Genomic DNA, 16,524 nt, shown 5'->3' with positions numbered 1-16,524 from the left:
GCCACGGTGGGCGTTATAAGACAAAGCGTAGCCCAAGGTCGTTGAGGTCACCTTTAATTCGTGCAGGGTGGGGTGAAACCGGATCAGCGTCCGTCGGAAAGTGTCTGGGCAACCGATGCCTCTGCCTGCTCGTTCAGCCACTGTCTGAAGACGGCGCACTTCGTGCTTTCTTCCGGCAATCGCGGGTACAGCACCACGTACTTCGAACCATCGCGAGTGAAGCCGAAGGGCGCTACCAATTGCCCGGATGCCAGTTCCTCTTGAACCATCAACAGTGACGCCACGCTCACGCCCAACGCAGCAGTAGCGGCCTGCAGGCACAGGTAGAAATGCTCGTACTCGACGGTTGCCACTTCCCCTGGCACTTTCTTCGCCAGTCGCAGCCACTGCTCCCAGGCAGCCGGTCGTGTGCTGCTGCGCAGCACGTGCACACCACTCAATCGCCTCACCGATTCCGCCAAGGCGGGCGCGCAAACCGGACCGACCCATTCAGGACACAACGCAGCACTTTCGACTGAATCGTCCCAGCGAAAATCGTCGCGTCGAATGGCCAGGTCAGCGCCGCATCGAGAAAAGTCGATCGGCCCACCCGCCGCCAGCAATTGAATCTGGATCTGCGGGTGCGCCTGATGGAAGGCAGGCAGGCGGGGAATCAGCCATTTCATCGCAATCGTCGGTTCGCAGGACACTACCAGCGTGTCTTCGCGCGCTTTTTGCTGCACCTGGCGGACCGCCTGCTCCAACTGCTCGAACATCGGCTGCGTGACGTCGTGCAGCAGCCGTTCTGCATGGTTGAGAAAGACCGCACGATTGCGCCGATCGAACAGCTCCACCCCCAACGCGTCTTCCAGCGAGCGAATCTGGCGGCTGACCGCGCCGTGCGTCACGTGCAGTTGCTCGGCCGCCTTCATGAAGCTTTGGTTCTGCGCAGCGGCGTTGAAAAAGCGGAAAGAGGCGAGGGGCGGAAGGCTCATACGAACGACGAAATCTCACAGGTTTCGACGACTATAAATCGTTTTTTCCTGCCTGCGCAAAACTCCATGATTGCGCTCGTTGCCGGGCATTTTGGCAGCCTTACCAATAAAATGGAGAGAATCCATGGAAGATATGCATAAGCGTGCAATGCCGAGCAGCGCCATTGGACTGAGGCTTTTCGAGCCGTCAATCAACGATGTATGTGAAAGCGTGGCTCACAGTGGCTTCGCCTTTCTGCAGCCTCCCACGGTCGCTCACTTGCTGGACACCGTCGTGCCTGGCTTCATCCAGGACTGGGAACAGTTTCGGCAAAGCTGGGATCATCTGCAGCAGGATACATTCATGGGGGATGGCGGCACCTATCGCCTGCGTCGCCATGCGACCCTCTCCATCGAGCAAGGCAGTCGCCACTGGCAGGCTTGCGCTCATCGACCGCATTACCAGAACGTCGAGCACAACGGCCTCAACGGCGGCATCGTCCGGCATTACGCGCCGTTCACGACCGAGGTCTGCTCAGGCAAGGTGTTTTCGGCAGTGATGGACCTGTGCTGCGCCTTTCTCGGCGTCCTCGCTGGGCAAAGTGCCTGGCATATCGAAGCGCATCAGTTCCGTATCGATGCATCCCGCGGAGCGGCGTCCCCGACACCTGAAGGTGTGCACCGCGATGGCGTCGACTTCGTGTTCATGCTGCTGGTCAATCGAGTCAACGTGATGGAGGGCGAGACGTCCATCTACGACAATGACCTGCGGCTGCTGGCAAGGCACTCGATGATCCATGAACTGGAAGCCGCCCTGCTCAACGATGAGCAGGTTCGACACGGCGTCAGCGCCGTCATCCCCATACACCCCGATCGACCTGCCCATCGGGATGTCCTGGTCGTCACTTTCAAGAAACGTTGACGGGACGTGATCATGAACGAATTATTGGCAGTCGCCCTGATTACCGTATTGGCCGTCATCAGCCCGGGCCCGGACTTTGCCATGGTCACACGCAACAGCTATGCCTACGGGCGTCAGAGTGGTTTGATCGCGGCTTTGGGCATTGCCTGCGGTGTACAGGTGCATGTGTTCTACACCGTGTTCGGCATCGCCGTGATCATCACTCAGTCGCCACTGTTGTTCATGGGCATGAAATGGCTGGGTGCCGGTTATCTCATCTACCTGGGCGTGCGCTCGTTGCTCAACACCTCCAAGTTGGCATTGGCCAACGTGGGAGGCGGGGCGCCGTCATTGTGCAGCGCATTTCGGACAGGCTTCTTCACCAATGCCCTCAATCCCAAGACCATGCTGTTCGTGGTAGCCACTTACAGTCAGGTCGTACAGGCGGGCAGTTCGATAATGACGAACTTTGCCTATGGCTTGTTCATGTCGTTCTCGCACTGGGTGTGGTTCAGCATCGTGGCGCTGTTCTTCTCGTCCGGGCCGCTGCGTCGGCGGATGCTGGAGAAACAACACGTTGTCGATCGGGTGATCGGCACCGCCCTCATAGGGTTGGCCGCGTGCCTGGTACTGCCGGGCCTTGGCAGTTGAGCCATTGCACCGCCCCCGCCGCGGCTATTTGTCCGGATGTGTGCGGTGCAATGGGCGTCAAACCGGCTGCAGCTTCTTCTCGAACACCACCACGCCATCCAGATCACGCAGTTGCACGGTCATTTCTCCGCTCTGGCCCTCGATCTGTACTTCACCGAAAAACTGGAAACCTGCGAACGGTGAGGTGTTCTGGGCCGGTGGTGCTTTCTGGAACACCACCTGTGGGCCAAAGGTGGCGTCCAACGGGTTGGGGCCGAAGCTGCCGGCGTTCAGTGGCCCGGCGACGAATTCCCAGAATGGTTCGAAGTCCTGGAAGGCGGCGCGGTCGGGGTGGTAGTGATGCGCGGCGCAGTAGTGCACGTCGGCAGTCAGCCAGACCGTATTGACCACGTTCTGCTGGCGCACGAAGCCGAGCAGCTCGGCGATCTCCAGCTCGCGCCCCTTGGCGGCCCCATCATCGCCATTGGCGATCGCCTCCCAGCGCCCGACCCCCGGGCTCATTTCTCCATCCGGGACACCCAAGCCGATGGGCATATCGGCGGCAATGACTTTCCATTGGGCCTGCGACCCTTTGAGCCCGGACTTCAGCCAGTCCAGTTGCGCCTGTCCAAGAAACGCCGTGCGGGCTTCGGGCTTGGCCGCCAGGTTGTCGTCGTTGCCACTGCGGTAGCTGCGCATGTCCAGGACGAATATGTCCAGCATCGGCCCATAGCTGAGCTTGCGGTAGATACGCCCGCCGTTGTCGGCGCGCTGCAGGCGCATGGGCGCGTACTCGAGCCATGCCTGACGCGCGTTGCCAACCAGATGACGGATGTCGCGGTTCTGGTAGCGCGCGTCGAGTTGCTTGCTGGGCGACCAGTTATTGGTCACCTCGTGGTCGTCCCATTGCCAGATCTGCGGCACCTCGGCATTGAAGCGCCGCACGTTTTCATCCATCAGGTTGTAGCGGTAGTTGCCGCGGTACTCGTCCAGAGTTTCCGCCACCTTGCTCTTGGCTTCGGTGGTGATGTTGCGCCATACGCGGCCATTCTCGGTGGTCACCGTGGCGGGCACCGGCCCGTCGGCGTAGATGGTATCGCCGCTGTGGATGAAGAAATCCGGCAAGCGCAGACGCATGGCTTCATAGATGCGCATGCCGCCGATGTCGGGGTTGATGCCGAAACCCTGGCCCACTGTGTCGCCGCTCCACACGAAGCGGATGTCGCGACGCTGCGAAGGCTCGCTGCGCAGATGGCCGAACCACGGCTCGCTGCTGACGCCGGTCTGCGCGTCTTCGAACTGCACGCGATAGAAGATCGCCTGGTCCACCGGCAGGCCGCTGAGTTCGACCCGCGCGGTGAAATCGCTGCCCGCGTCGGCCAGTGGCGATACCAGGCGGCGCGGGTTGGTGAACATGCTGCGCGTATCCCATTCCACCACCATGCGTGCCGGGCGGTCGCAGCGGCTCCAGACCATGGCCCTGTCGCCCATCAGGTCGCCGGACTGCACGCCGTCAGTCAGTTGTGGCCGGTCCTTGACCGAGGCGATCACCGCCGGCGCCAGCCCAGGCAACAGAAAGCCTGCCCCCACGGCTTGGACGAGGCGACGGCGCTTGAGATCGAACATGGTCATGACATAGCCCTTGGAAAGTGAAAGGGCTATGTAAGCGTGGGGATGTGACAGGTGCGTGTCAGCCAGGCACGATAACCTCGCTCGCCGAAGTTGCCTGCAGCGTACGCAGCCCTGTGAGCACGGCGGTCAGCATTAACAGCCCGGCACCGATGGCAACGGCGAATCCGGCACGGGTACCGAAGTGGTCGATGACCATACCGGCGACTGCCCCACCCATCGCGATGCCGACACTGACCCCTGTGCTCAGCCAGGTCAGCCCTTCGGTGATCTTGCCGGGCGGCAGGATTTTCGTGCCGATGTTCATTACCACGATCAGCGTCGGTGCGAACGACATGCCGGTGATGAACAGCAATCCGGTGAGCCAATACACATTGGGCGCGAAAATCGGCAACGTCGTCGCCACGGCAGTGAATACCGCGCCGATCAGCAGCTGAGTTTCGTATGCCAGCCCACTTCTCACTGTCCCGAACGTGATCCCGGCAACCATCGACCCTGCAGCGAACCCCGCCAGAATAAAGCTGGCGGCGGCTGGCCAGCCTTGTTCCTTGGCAAACGCCACTACCGCCACATCGACCGAGCCGCCGAGCAACCCCAGCGCCAGCATCGCCACCACGATGATCCGCAAGGCAGGAATGCGCAGCGGAGACGTGGATGGACCCTTGACCGCCGGCACCGGCGGCGGCTCGGTTTCATGCTGGCGCAGAAAGGCAACCACGCCCACGGCCAACAACACGGCGGCTACCAGCGGGCCGGCTTGTGGAAACAGACCGCTGCTCAAGGCGATGGATAGCGGTGGACCGACGATGAAGGTGAACTCCACCAGCACTGTATCCAGGGAGTACGCGGCGTGCAGTTGTGGTTTTCCGCGAAACAGGTAGGCCCAGCGTGCGCGGATCATTGCGCCGAAACTGGGGAGTACGCCCGCCAGGGCGGCCAGCACGAACAGCACCGACAGCGGCGCATGCCAATGCACGGCGCCGATCAGGGCCAGAAGCATGCCGATACTGAACGCCGCGACGGGCGCCAGCACCTTGCGCTGGCCGCGCTGATCCACCAGTTTCGAAATCATCGGCCCGAGTATGGCGCTGGTCAGGGTAAAAGTACCCGCCACTGCGCCTGCAACCCAATAGCGCCCGGTTTCATGCACGAGCATGGTGATGAGGCCCAGCCCGATCATGGTCTGTGGGAGCCGGGCCATGGAACCCGCCAGTAACAGAGCCACGACGCCCGGGGTTGCGAAGAATGTACGGTAGGCATTACTCATGTGAAGGGCGGAACTCCTTGTTCGCGGGGGGCATGAGGGAGAAGTTTACAGGGCCAACGAGGCGGGATGGATACCTGTCCGGAGGTGCTTCGGGAGAGTGGTCATATCGGCCGCTCAAGAAATAGAAGTCGTGCTGCCAGTGCTGTCATCACGCTCGCAAAGCCATAATTGGCCCAGCGTCGAGGCATGCTGTTCAACCGTCCGCGCAGCGTTCCCGCACACAGTGCCAGCACACTGTGAAAAACCAGGGAGATCAGCAGAAGCAGCACACCCAGCATGACCAGTTGAACCGTCACACTGGCGTTGCCGACAGTGACGAATTGCGGCAGAAACACCATGAAGAACAGCAGGCCTTTGGGGTTCAGCAAGCTGTTGAGCGTGGCGCGAATGAAGATCTTGCGGATCGAACCCAGAGGGCGGGGTGCAGCGCTTTCGCCAGTCGGCGCCGTCAGCGCTTGCCAGGCCAGCCACAACAGATAGCACGCACCGGCCAGCCGCAACAAGTCGAAGGCAGGCGCCCAACTCATGACGACAGCGCCCATGCCGGCGCTGACCAACAGCGTCAGCAGCAAGTCGGCCAACGAGATCCCCAATGCCGCCGTCACCCCGGCCCGCCAACCGTGTGCCAGCGCGTGGCTGGTGACGAAGGCCATGTTGGGTCCGGGAACGACCAACAGGAGCATTGCGGCGATAACGAACAGGTAGAGGTTGGCTGCATCCGGCATGACGAGCGCTCCTGTGGATTGAGTTCACAGGGTAGGCGCATCGAGCGAGCGGCGGGAGGTACAGTTCAAGAGAAGGTGGGGGCAACAGTGGTCGCGGGGCGGGGCCTGTCGGGCGAGGGATGGGTGCGGAAGTGGTAGCGATTGGGCTGGCGCCTTCGCGGCCACTTGCCGCCCCTGCAACGGGAGTGGGAGAAATCGCAGACGAAAAAAAAAGACCTTCGCGAAGGTCTTTTTTCTGATTTGGTGCCCCGAGGGAGACTCGAACTCCCACTCCTTTCGAAAACGGATTTTGAATCCGCCGCGTCTACCAATTCCGCCATCAGGGCTTACAGGCGGCGAAGTATAGAGACGGCGCGACCACTGGTCAATCAGCTTTCATGGTCAATTTTGCAGATTTTTGCTAGAATTTTCAGCCCTATACAGCCGAACCCTATCATGCGTGTCGCCGATTTCTCTTTCGAGCTTCCTGATTCCCTGATCGCTCGCCATCCGTTGGCGGAGCGCCATGGCAGCCGCCTGTTGGTCCTCGATGGGCCGTCCGGTGCGCTGGATCATCGTCAATTCACCGATCTGCCCGGTTTTCTCAGGCCAGGGGACCTGATGGTGTTCAACAATACCCGGGTGATTCCGGCACGGGTGTTTGGCCAAAAGGCGTCGGGGGGCAAGCTGGAGATTCTGGTCGAGCGCGTGCTGGACAGCCATCGCGTGCTGGCCCACGTGCGTTCCAGCAAGTCGCCCAAGCCGGGTTCGAAGATTTTGCTCGACGGCGGCGGCGAGGCCGAGATGGTCGCGCGGCATGATGCGCTGTTCGAGCTGCGCTTCAATGAAGAGGTGTTGCCACTGCTCGATCGGGTCGGGCACATGCCGTTGCCGCCCTACATCGACCGGCCCGACGACAGCGCCGACCGCGAGCGCTATCAGACCGTGTACGCCGAGAAGGCTGGCGCGGTGGCGGCGCCGACGGCGGGGCTGCATTTCGACAAGGCGCTGCTGGCGCAGATCGAGGCGATGGGGGTCCAGACCGCCTTCGTGACGCTGCATGTCGGTGCCGGTACCTTCCAGCCGGTGCGGGTCGAGAAGCTTGAAGACCACCACATGCATAAAGAGTGGCTGGAGGTCAGCCAGGACGTGGTCGACGCGGTGCAGGCGTGCAAGGCCCGCGGTGGTCGCGTGGTGGCGGTAGGCACTACCAGCGTGCGCTCGCTGGAAAGCGCGGCGCGTGACGGCGTGTTGAAGCCGTTCAGTGGCGATACCGACATCTTCATCTTTCCGGGGCGACCGTTCCATGTGGTCGATGCCCTGGTCACCAATTTCCATTTGCCGGAGTCCACGCTGCTGATGCTGGTCTCGGCGTTCGCGGGTTATCCCGAAGCCATGGCGGCCTATGCGGCGGCGGTGGCCAACGAGTACCGCTTCTTCAGTTACGGTGATGCCATGTTCATCACCCGCAATCCGGCGCCTCGCGGTCCCAGCGAAGCCGCGCCAGGGGATCACGCATGAGTCGCACCTGTCGTATGTCGTTCGAATTGCTGGCCACCGATGGCAAAGCCCGTCGTGGCCGCCTGACCTTCCCGCGTGGCGTGGTGGAGACCCCGGCGTTCATGCCGGTGGGCACCTATGGCACGGTCAAGGGCATGTTGCCGCGCGACATCGAGGCGATCGGTGCGCAGATGATTCTGGGCAACACCTTCCACCTGTGGTTGCGCCCGGGCACTGCGGTGATCAAGGCGCACGGCGACCTGCACGATTTCATGCAGTGGAAAGGGCCGATTCTGACCGACTCCGGTGGGTTCCAGGTGTTCAGCCTTGGCGCCATGCGCAAGATCAAGGAGGAGGGCGTGTACTTCGCCTCCCCGGTGGATGGCTCCAAGGTGTTCATGGGCCCTGAAGAATCGATGCAGGTCCAGCGCGACCTGGGCTCGGACGTGGTGATGATTTTCGACGAGTGCACGCCTTACCCGGCCGACGAGCACACCGCGCGCACCTCCATGGAGCTGTCGCTGCGCTGGGCGCAACGGTCCAAGGACGCGCATGGCGAAAGCACCGCGGCGCTGTTCGGCATCGTTCAGGGCGGCATGCACGAGAACCTGCGCATGCGTTCGCTCGAAGGCCTGGACAAGATCGGTTTCGATGGCCTGGCCATCGGCGGCCTGTCGGTGGGCGAGCCCAAGCATGAAATGATCAAGGTGCTCGACTACCTGCCGGGCCTGATGCCCGCTGACAAACCTCGTTACCTTATGGGGGTAGGCAAACCCGAAGACTTGGTCGAGGGTGTGCGCCGCGGCGTCGACATGTTCGACTGCGTGATGCCGACGCGCAATGCGCGCAACGGGCATCTGTTCATCGACACGGGCGTGCTGAAGATCCGCAACGCGTTCCATCGCCACGATGATTCGCCGCTGGACCCTACCTGCGATTGCTATACCTGCCGCAACTTCTCGCGCGCTTATCTGCATCACCTGGACAAGTGTGGCGAAATGCTCGGTAGCATGTTGAATACCATCCACAATTTGCGTCATTACCAGCTGCTGATGGCTGGTTTGCGCGAGGCTATTCAACAGGGTACATTGGCCGCCTTTGTCGATGCCTTCTATGCCAAGCGCGGGCTGCCTGTGCCGCCCTTGGACTGACCGTTTTATAAAGACTTTAAGTCAATAACTTCTAAGTAACTGGAGCGTTGAATGAGCTTTTTGATCCCCGCCGCTTTCGCGGACGCCGCTGCACCGGCTGCTGGCCCTGCCGGCTCTGGCTTCGAGTGGATTTTCCTGGTCGGTTTCCTGGTCATCTTCTACATGATGATCTGGCGTCCGCAGGCCAAGCGTGCCAAGGAACAGAAAAACCTGCTGGGCAACCTGCAGAAAGGTGACGAAGTGGTCACCAGTGGCGGCATCGCCGGCAAGATCAACAAGGTCACCGACGACTTCGTGGTCATCGAAGTGTCCGACACCGTCGAGCTGAAAATCCAGAAGGGCGCCATCGCCGCGACCCTGCCCAAAGGCACGCTCAAAGCGATCTAAGCTGCAGACTTTTACCCATGTCGGGGCGCGCAAGGCGCCCCGCGTCTTGAACGGGCGGCGTGATGCTGAACAAATACCCTCTGTGGAAATATGTACTGATCCTGGCGGTGCTGGCGATCGGTTTTATCTATTCCGCACCTAATCTCTATCCTGATGACGCGGCCATCCAGGTCAGCGGCGCGAGCACTTCGCTGCAGGTCAATCAGGCAGATCTGGATCGCGTCGGCACGGCACTCAATGCCGCCGGCATCCAGGTCAAATCCGCAAGCCTCGCCGAAAACGGCAAGGGTGGTCTGCTGCGCCTGACCAAGGCCGAAGACCAGTTGCCGGCCAAGGATGTCGTGCGCAAGGCGCTGGGCGATGACTATGTGGTGGCCCTGAACCTGGCTCCGACCACGCCGCCCTGGTTGCGCAGCCTGGGTGCAAGCCCGATGAAGCTGGGCCTCGACCTGTCCGGTGGCGTGCACTTCCTGCTCGAAGTCGACATGGACAAGGCGCTCGACGCCCGCATGAAAGTCTACGAAGGCGAAGTCAAGACGCTGCTGCGCAAGGAGCGCGTGCGTTATCGCAGCCTGCCGCAGCAGGATGGCGCCATTCAGCTGGGCTTCAGCGACACCGCTACCCGCGACCAGGCACAAGCCCTGATCCGCAAGAGTTTCACCGATTTCGACCTGACTGCCAGCGAGCGCAGCGAGTTGTCGGTGCTGCGCCTGGCCATGACCCAGGCCAAGGTCGCGGAGATCCGCGAGTACTCCATCAAGCAGAACCTGACCACGGTGCGTAACCGGGTCAACGAGCTGGGTGTGGCCGAGCCGCTGGTCCAGCGCCAGGGTGCCAACCGCATCGTGGTCGAGCTGCCGGGCGTGCAGGACACTGCCGAAGCCAAGCGTATCCTCGGCAAGACCGCCAACCTCGAGTTCCGTCTCGGTGCCGGTCCGGATGATTCCAAGGCGACTACCGAAACCTTCGAGTTCCGCGAGGGCAACCGTGCTCCCGCGGCAGTCGAGCGTGGCCTGATCATCACCGGTGACCAGGTTACCGATGCCCAGGCCAGCTTCGACGAACACGGCCAGCCACAGGTGAACATCAAGCTCGATGGCCACGGCGGCGACCTCATGAGCCGCGCCACGCGCAGCAACGTTGGCCGCAGCATGGCGGTGATCTTCATCGAGCAGCGCCCGACTACGCGCTACGTCAAGCAGACGGTCAATGGGGTCGAGAAGGACGTTGCGGTACAGACCTTCACCGAAGAGAAGAAGATCATCAGCCTGGCGACCATCCAGTCGCCACTGGGCAGCCAGTTCCGCATTACCGGCCTCAACGGCCAGGGTGAGTCATCCGAACTGGCGCTGCTGTTGCGTGCCGGTGGTCTGGCGGCACCGATGTACTTCGCCGAAGAACGTACCATTGGCCCGAGCCTGGGTGCCGACAACATCACCAAGGGTGTCGATGCGTCGTTGTGGGGCATGCTGTTCGTCTCGCTGTTCATCATTGCCATCTACCGCTTCTTCGGTGTGATCGCCACCGTGGCACTGGCCTTGAACATGGTCATGCTGCTGGCGCTGATGTCGCTGCTGGGGGCAACCCTGACGCTGCCGGGCATTGCCGGTATCGTGCTGACGATGGGCATGGCGGTGGACGCCAACGTACTGATCTTCTCGCGCATACGTGAGGAAATCGCCAATGGCATGAGCATCCAGCGCGCCATTCACGAAGGTTTCGACCGCGCCTACACCGCGATCATCGATGCCAACCTGACGACGCTGCTGGTCGGCGGCATTCTCTTCGCCATGGGCACCGGCCCGGTCAAGGGCTTCGCCGTCACCATGTCCCTCGGGATCTTTACCTCGATGTTCACGGCCATCATGGTGACCCGCGCAATGGTCAACCTGATCTACGGCGGTCGGGACTTCAAGAAGTTGTGGATTTAAGGGGCTGCCATGTTACGTACCATCAACTTCATGGGCGTTCGCAATATTGCGTTCGCCATCACCGTGCTCCTTACCGTGCTGGCGTTGTTCAGCATGTTTCACAAGGGCATGAACTACGGGCTGGACTTCACCGGCGGTACGCTCATCGAGCTGACCTACGAAAAGCCGGCCGACCTGGGCCTGGTGCGTGAAGAGCTGGTGAAAGCCGGTTATCACGATGCCGTGGTGCAGAACTTCGGTGCTACCACCGACCTGCTGGTGCGCATGCCGGGTGAAGACCCGCAATTGGGCAACCAGGTCGCAGCGGCGCTGCAGACGGTCGGGGGCGACAACCCTGCCACGGTCAAGCGCGTCGAATTCGTCGGTCCGCAGGTGGGTGAAGAACTGCGCGACCAGGGCGGCCTCGGCATGTTGCTGGCGCTGGGCGGCGTGCTCATTTATCTGGCCTTCCGCTTCCAGTGGAAGTTCGCAGTCGGCGCGATCCTCTCGTTGATCCACGACGTGATCGTCACCGTCGGCCTGCTGTCGTTCTTCCAGATCACCTTCGACCTGACGGTGCTGGCGGCGGTACTGGCCATCATCGGTTACTCGCTCAACGACACCATCGTGGTATTCGACCGGGTTCGCGAGAACTTCCGGGTGATGCGCAAGGCGTCCTTGATCGAGAACATCAACGTGTCCACCACCCAGACGCTGCTGCGAACCGTGGCGACCTCGGTGTCTACCTTGCTGGCCATCGCCGCACTGATGTTCTTCGGTGGCGACAACCTGTGGGGCTTCTCGCTGGCGCTGTTCATCGGCGTGATGGCCGGTACCTACTCGTCGATCTACATCGCCAACGTGGTACTGATCTGGCTGAACCTGAGCAGCGAGGATCTGATTCCTCCAGTGGCCAAGGACCAGGTCGACGACCGTCCATAAGACGTTCGACTGTCCCGGCGGCAAGGCCCGAAAGGCGCGAGTATTGAACTCGCGCCTTTTTTTATGCTCCAAGGCATGGAAGCGTGGCTTCGTGCCATGATTGTAGTCAGGAGGTTCAAAGTGAATAAATCGTTGCTGATTGGTGCAGTGCTCGGTGCAGTCGGTGTTACAGCCGGAGGTGCCGTTGCAACCTACAGCCTCGTGAACAAGGGCCCCGAGTACGCTGACGTATTGGCCGCAGAGCCGATCAAACAGCAGATCAAGACGCCTCGCGAAGTGTGCAAGGACGTCACCGTGACTCGGCAGAAGGCCGTTCAGGACCAGCATCAGATCGTTGGCAGCGTCCTTGGTGCAGTGGCAGGTGGTTTGCTCGGCAACCAGGTCGGCGGTGGCAATGGCAAGAAGATCGCGACCGTGGCCGGTGCCGTCGGCGGTGGCTATGCAGGCAACAAGGTGCAGGAAGGCATGCAAGGCCGTGACACCTACACCACCACCCAGACGCGCTGCAACACCGTCAATGACATCAGCGACAAGGTCGTTGGCTACAACGTGAAGTACCAGCTCGATGGCAAGGTCGGCCAGGTGCGCATGGATCGTGATCCCGGTTCGCAGATCCCTGTGAACAAGCAGGGTCAGTTGATCCTGGGCGAAAATCAAGCCGGGCAGTAAGCCTTTCGCTCTGCCTCGATCGCAGGCGCCGCCGCCCCAGGTGGCGTCAGCTCCACACTTGAACAGTACTCCATGAACAGCCGGGTCGCCCGACTTGGCTGGTTGTTGCGCAGGTGCGCCATCACCAAGGTCGAGGCCGGCATGTCGTCTTCGATCTCCAGGTGAGCCAGCAGCTTGCCGTCGTATGTCATCTGCGTACACGGCCGCGTCACCAGCACCGAAAACCCCAGGCCTTGCCCTACCATGCAGCGCACCATTTCAATGGAAGGGGAGCTGTAGGCGACCACTGGCGCATAGCTCTTTTCGGTGAAGATATCCATGAAGTAGCTGCGACTGGGGACGGCGTCGAGCAGGATCATCGGCTCCTGGCTCAGGGCCTGCAAGGTCACGGACGGCTGTTGTGCCAGGGGATGCTCGACAGGCAGCAGCGCGTAGGGCTTGTGCGGTGCGTTGAGGGCCTGTTTGTGTATGGTCGTGCCCAGCTCCAGATCGTAGAGAAAAGCCAGGTCGAAGCGACCCCGGTGCAGGCCATGCATCAATTCATGTTGTTCGCCGTCATACAACTGAATGGAAACTTCCGGGTATAGGCTTTTGAATCCAGCCACCAACTTGGGCATGTACAAAGGCGCTGCCGATTCGAAACAGCCAATGGCAATAGTGCCGGAAACATTGCCATTCTCGGCGCGTGAGTCCTGTTCCAATTCCTGGGACAGGCGCAACAACTCCTTGGCCTTCTCATAGATCCTGCCGCCCCCAGCGGTAAGTGAAACACCCTGGGCATGATGGCGAACGAACAAAGGTTGGTTGAAGGCTTCTTCCAGATTCTTGATGGCAACCGAGATGGACGGCTGGGATATATGCAGTTGTCTGGACGCTTCGGCAATGCTGTCCTGTTCTACGGCAGCCACGAAGTATTTGAGTTGCCGCAGGGTAAAGTGCATCACGTTCGACTCCTGTGCAGCGCTGTTCCGCGATGCGCTGGCTGAATAGGTTTTACCTATCTTTGCCAAGGCTGTGCGAAGACCATGCCAGTACTGGCCTGGCCATATCGCCAGCATTGCGGGATGTTCCCGTGGCACGGCGCGGCAGCCTGCTTCACCAGGGCGCTCCTGGCTGCGACATTCCGGCACATCCAGCAAATACAGGCAGGTTTGCCTTTGCGCAGCGAAACGCCCCATGTTCGCACGGACTGGAAGTTCACCGCGCCAATACCGTGCACGGGCTTTTCGAAGGTCGTGGTTGTTTCACTGCGTAGCGTACGCAGTCTTCCGTAGCGAACTAACCGTGCCGCTCCTGCTTAGGTTTTTCCTATGCAAGGGGCTCGAATTTACTAATTTCGGCACGACCTGGCATCAATCATGATGGTTACAAGACGGGCAGAACGGGCAACGTTCGAAGTTCAGATCCGACAGGAAGTCACCCATCACTATTGACCTTGCCGAGCGAGCCGACGATGACGTTTGACTGGAAATACATGTTTGGTCTGCTCAGCGATACCGAGTTCTGGATGGCGGCCTGGACCGTGATTCAACTCAGTGTATTGACCTGGGTCATCAGTATCGTGCTGGGCTTTGTTCTGGCCCTGGCGAAGCAGTCCACCCGTCCATTGATCAATCTGCCAGCGCGCGGTTATATCTGGCTGTTTCGCAGTCTGCCGCTGTTGGTGCTGCTGATATTCGTCTACAACCTGCCGCAGGCGATGCCGTCCACATCGGCCGTGCTGGCCAACCCGTTCTGGGCTGGCCTGATCGCGCTGGTGCTCAGTGAAACCGCCTACGTCGCAGAGATCCATCGTGGTGGCTTGCTGTCCATCGCCAAGGGCCAGAGCGAGGCCGCGCGAGCCCTGGGCCTGCGCTTTGCCGGCACGCAATGGCGCATCGTCATTCCCCAGGCATTGCGGGTGGCGCTGCCTTCGCTCACCAATGAATTCATCTCCATCGTCAAGCTCAGCTCGCTGGTGTCGGTGATCTCGTTGACCGAGATCCTCATGGTGGGTCAGCGCCTGTACTCGCAGAACTTCCTGGTCATGGAAACCATGGCCGGAGTGGCGTTCTTCTACGTGCTGATCGTGACCGTGTTCGACTTTCTGCTCAAGCGCCTGGAGCGCTATCTGGACGTGACCCAGACCAAGGCCGCGCGCCTGCCCGATGCCGAAGTGCTACGGCTGGCCACCGAGCACAAGGCTGCTGTGGCGCGGCCCAACAGCGATTCGACTGGCCCCGCGCTGCAGGCGACCAAGCTGCACAAGGCCTACAACGACGTCGAAGTACTGGGCGCGGTGAGCTTGCAGATCCAGCCGGGTGAAGTGGTTTCGGTCATCGGCCCTTCGGGCTCGGGCAAGACCACGCTGATTCGCCTGCTCAACGGGCTGGAGCAGATCGACAACGGTGAGATCAAGATCAACGGCCAGCCGTTCATTCACCTGGACCGACAGGGCGCACAGCCGCAGCGCTATGTAGAACACGCCGAGCATCGCCTGAACATCGGCATGGTGTTCCAGAGCTTCAACCTGTTCCCGCACATGACCGTGCTCAACAACCTGCTCATGGCCCCGCGTTATCACCGCCTGGCGCCGCTGGCCGATCTCCGGCAGCAGGCCTACGCCCTGCTGCACAAGGTCGGCATGCTCGACCATGCCTGGAAGTACCCGCATCAGTTGTCCGGTGGCCAACAGCAACGCGTGGCGATTGCTCGCGCACTGATGATGCGCCCACAGATCATGCTGTTCGACGAACCCACCTCGGCGCTCGACCCTGAGAAGGTCAACGAGGTGTTGCAGGTCATCGAAGCGCTGGCCAGCGAAGGCATCACCATGATCATCGTGACCCACGAAATGAATTTCGCCTTCAAGGTGTCCGATCGCATCGTCTTCATGGAGAAGGGCCGCGTGGTCTGCGATGACAGCCCGCAGGCGCTGCGTAGCGGGCACAACCCGCGGGTGGAAGCGTTCCTCAAAGATGTCTCGTTGGCTTGAATCCCACCTAACTGGTGCGAGTAGCAAACATGATCGAGCAATGGCAGATAGACCGGTTTCATCAAGATGGCTTTCTGGTCGTGGAGGACGTGCTGGCTGCGCCTGAAGTCGCCGCGCTGCAACAGGACTTCGACCAGTGGGTTCAGGACAGCCGCAGCCAGTCCCTGGCCTGGGGTGAAACACTGGATGGGCGCCCTCGCTTCGATGTGGAAAGCGATCACCGCGCGGACCATCCTTCGCTGCGCCGCGTGGCCTCGCCCACCGAGATTTCGCCGGCGTATCGTCAGGCCGCCTTCGCCTCGCGCATGGCCGAGATTGCCGGGCAACTCATCGGCGGTACCGGCACGCGCTTCCACCACAGCAAGATCAACTCCAAGCTGCCGCACACCGCCACCCAGGTGAAATGGCACCAGGATTTCCTGTTCACCCCGCACAGCAACGATGACCTGGTGACGGCGCTGTTGATGGTCAGCGAAGTGACCCCGCAGAACGGCCCGCTCAAGGTCATCCCCGGCAGCCACACAGGCCCGCTGTGGTCGCACTGGCACGACGAGCGTTTTACCGGTGCGGTGGCCGATGCCGTGGTCGATGAGCACTGCCAGGCGCCGGTGGCCTGCTTCGGTCCGCCCGGTTCGGTGTGCTTCATGCACACCCGTCTGCTGCATGCCTCAAGCCCCAACCACACCGAAGATCCGCGAACCCTGTTCATCAGCGTCTACGCCGCCGAGGACGCTTTGCCGCTGGCCGACAACCCGCTGCCCAGCGAGCACGCCGGGCTTCTGGTGGCCGGGCGCGAGAGCGGCCTGGTGCGCAGCACCGATCACCACGTTCGCCTGCCCCAGAAACCCAAGGGTGCATCGTTTTTCGTCCAGCAGGCCGGTACCGACCTGACGACTGTCTGACTCCA

14 protein-coding genes, 1 tRNA gene and 1 pseudogene are annotated in these 16,524 nt (G+C 61.2%); 10 read left to right on the top strand and 6 right to left on the bottom strand.

The genetic code is table 11. The features are described from left to right. Positions 1-13: 13 nt before the first annotated feature. Positions 14-974: pseudogene (locus tag IFT80_RS07160) on the bottom strand (LysR substrate-binding domain-containing protein). Between the two features lie 124 nt (positions 975-1,098). On the opposite strand from IFT80_RS07160, the gene IFT80_RS07155 reads away from it, so the two are divergent. Then, positions 1,099-1,875, top strand: a complete 777-nt coding sequence (locus tag IFT80_RS07155; protein ID WP_122479577.1) for a 2OG-Fe dioxygenase family protein — start codon at positions 1,099-1,101, stop codon at positions 1,873-1,875. Between the two features lie 12 nt (positions 1,876-1,887). Beyond that, positions 1,888-2,505, top strand: a complete 618-nt coding sequence (locus IFT80_RS07150) for a LysE family translocator (protein ID WP_192057707.1) — start codon at positions 1,888-1,890, stop codon at positions 2,503-2,505. Positions 2,506-2,562: 57 nt separating this feature from the next. Here IFT80_RS07150 and IFT80_RS07145 read toward each other — a convergent pair whose 3' ends face one another. From IFT80_RS07145 to IFT80_RS07130, 4 genes are all read right to left on the bottom strand, one after another. After that, positions 2,563-4,116: an alkaline phosphatase D family protein gene (locus IFT80_RS07145; protein ID WP_122479575.1), complete on the bottom strand. Its 1,554-nt coding sequence runs from the start codon at positions 4,114-4,116 to the stop codon at positions 2,563-2,565. Positions 4,117-4,174: 58 nt separating this feature from the next. After that, positions 4,175-5,380: an MFS transporter gene (locus IFT80_RS07140; RefSeq protein ID WP_192137059.1), complete on the bottom strand. Its 1,206-nt coding sequence runs from the start codon at positions 5,378-5,380 to the stop codon at positions 4,175-4,177. A gap of 101 nt (positions 5,381-5,481) precedes the next feature. Beyond that, positions 5,482-6,105, bottom strand: a complete 624-nt coding sequence (locus IFT80_RS07135; RefSeq protein ID WP_192137057.1) for a LysE family translocator — start codon at positions 6,103-6,105, stop codon at positions 5,482-5,484. Between the two features lie 241 nt (positions 6,106-6,346). Continuing rightward, a tRNA-Leu gene (locus IFT80_RS07130) sits at positions 6,347-6,431 on the bottom strand. A 109-nt stretch (positions 6,432-6,540) separates the two neighbouring features. On the opposite strand from IFT80_RS07130, the gene queA reads away from it, so the two are divergent. The 6 genes from queA to IFT80_RS07100 all read left to right on the top strand — a co-directional run bounded on the left by queA (position 6,541) and on the right by IFT80_RS07100 (position 12,643). Further along, positions 6,541-7,605, top strand: a complete 1,065-nt coding sequence (queA, locus tag IFT80_RS07125; RefSeq protein WP_192137055.1) for a tRNA preQ1(34) S-adenosylmethionine ribosyltransferase-isomerase QueA — start codon at positions 6,541-6,543, stop codon at positions 7,603-7,605. Positions 7,606-7,619: 14 nt separating this feature from the next. Further along, positions 7,620-8,735 carry a tRNA guanosine(34) transglycosylase Tgt gene (gene tgt, locus IFT80_RS07120; RefSeq protein WP_163007623.1) on the top strand — a complete coding sequence of 372 codons (1,116 nt, stop codon included), beginning with the start codon at positions 7,620-7,622 and terminating at the stop codon, positions 8,733-8,735. A gap of 51 nt (positions 8,736-8,786) precedes the next feature. Next, positions 8,787-9,122, top strand: a complete 336-nt coding sequence (gene yajC / locus IFT80_RS07115; RefSeq protein ID WP_122479568.1) for a preprotein translocase subunit YajC — start codon at positions 8,787-8,789, stop codon at positions 9,120-9,122. Positions 9,123-9,184: 62 nt separating this feature from the next. Beyond that, entirely contained in the window at positions 9,185-11,053 is a 1,869-nt protein-coding gene (gene secD, locus IFT80_RS07110) for a protein translocase subunit SecD (RefSeq protein ID WP_122479567.1), read from the top strand. Positions 11,054-11,062: 9 nt separating this feature from the next. Then, positions 11,063-11,974, top strand: a complete 912-nt coding sequence (gene secF / locus IFT80_RS07105) for a protein translocase subunit SecF (protein WP_122479566.1) — start codon at positions 11,063-11,065, stop codon at positions 11,972-11,974. 120 nt (positions 11,975-12,094) lie between these two features. Beyond that, positions 12,095-12,643: a glycine zipper 2TM domain-containing protein gene (locus IFT80_RS07100; protein ID WP_122713500.1), complete on the top strand. Its 549-nt coding sequence runs from the start codon at positions 12,095-12,097 to the stop codon at positions 12,641-12,643. Here IFT80_RS07100 and IFT80_RS07095 read toward each other — a convergent pair. Continuing rightward, on the bottom strand, positions 12,628-13,587 hold the full coding sequence (locus IFT80_RS07095; RefSeq protein ID WP_192137053.1) for a LysR substrate-binding domain-containing protein: 960 nt from the start codon (positions 13,585-13,587) through the stop codon (positions 12,628-12,630). The genes IFT80_RS07100 and IFT80_RS07095 overlap by 16 nt on opposite strands. Positions 13,588-14,096: 509 nt before the next feature. On the opposite strand from IFT80_RS07095, the gene IFT80_RS07090 reads away from it, so the two are divergent. Then, the gene (locus IFT80_RS07090; RefSeq protein ID WP_192057701.1) at positions 14,097-15,617 is read left to right on the top strand and encodes an amino acid ABC transporter permease/ATP-binding protein; all 1,521 of its coding nucleotides are present in this window, start codon (positions 14,097-14,099) and stop codon (positions 15,615-15,617) included. Between the two features lie 29 nt (positions 15,618-15,646). Further along, positions 15,647-16,519 (top strand): phytanoyl-CoA dioxygenase family protein, encoded by an 873-nt coding sequence (locus IFT80_RS07085; RefSeq protein WP_192057700.1) that lies wholly within the window; start codon positions 15,647-15,649, stop codon positions 16,517-16,519. Positions 16,520-16,524: the final 5 nt, after the last annotated feature.

Source organism: Pseudomonas sp. CFBP 8771 (assembly GCF_014841695.1).
GTDB lineage: Bacteria > Pseudomonadota > Gammaproteobacteria > Pseudomonadales > Pseudomonadaceae > Aquipseudomonas > Aquipseudomonas baltica.
The sequence above is the reverse complement of the archived record's forward strand: the minus strand, read 5'-3'. Positions and strand labels throughout refer to the sequence as shown.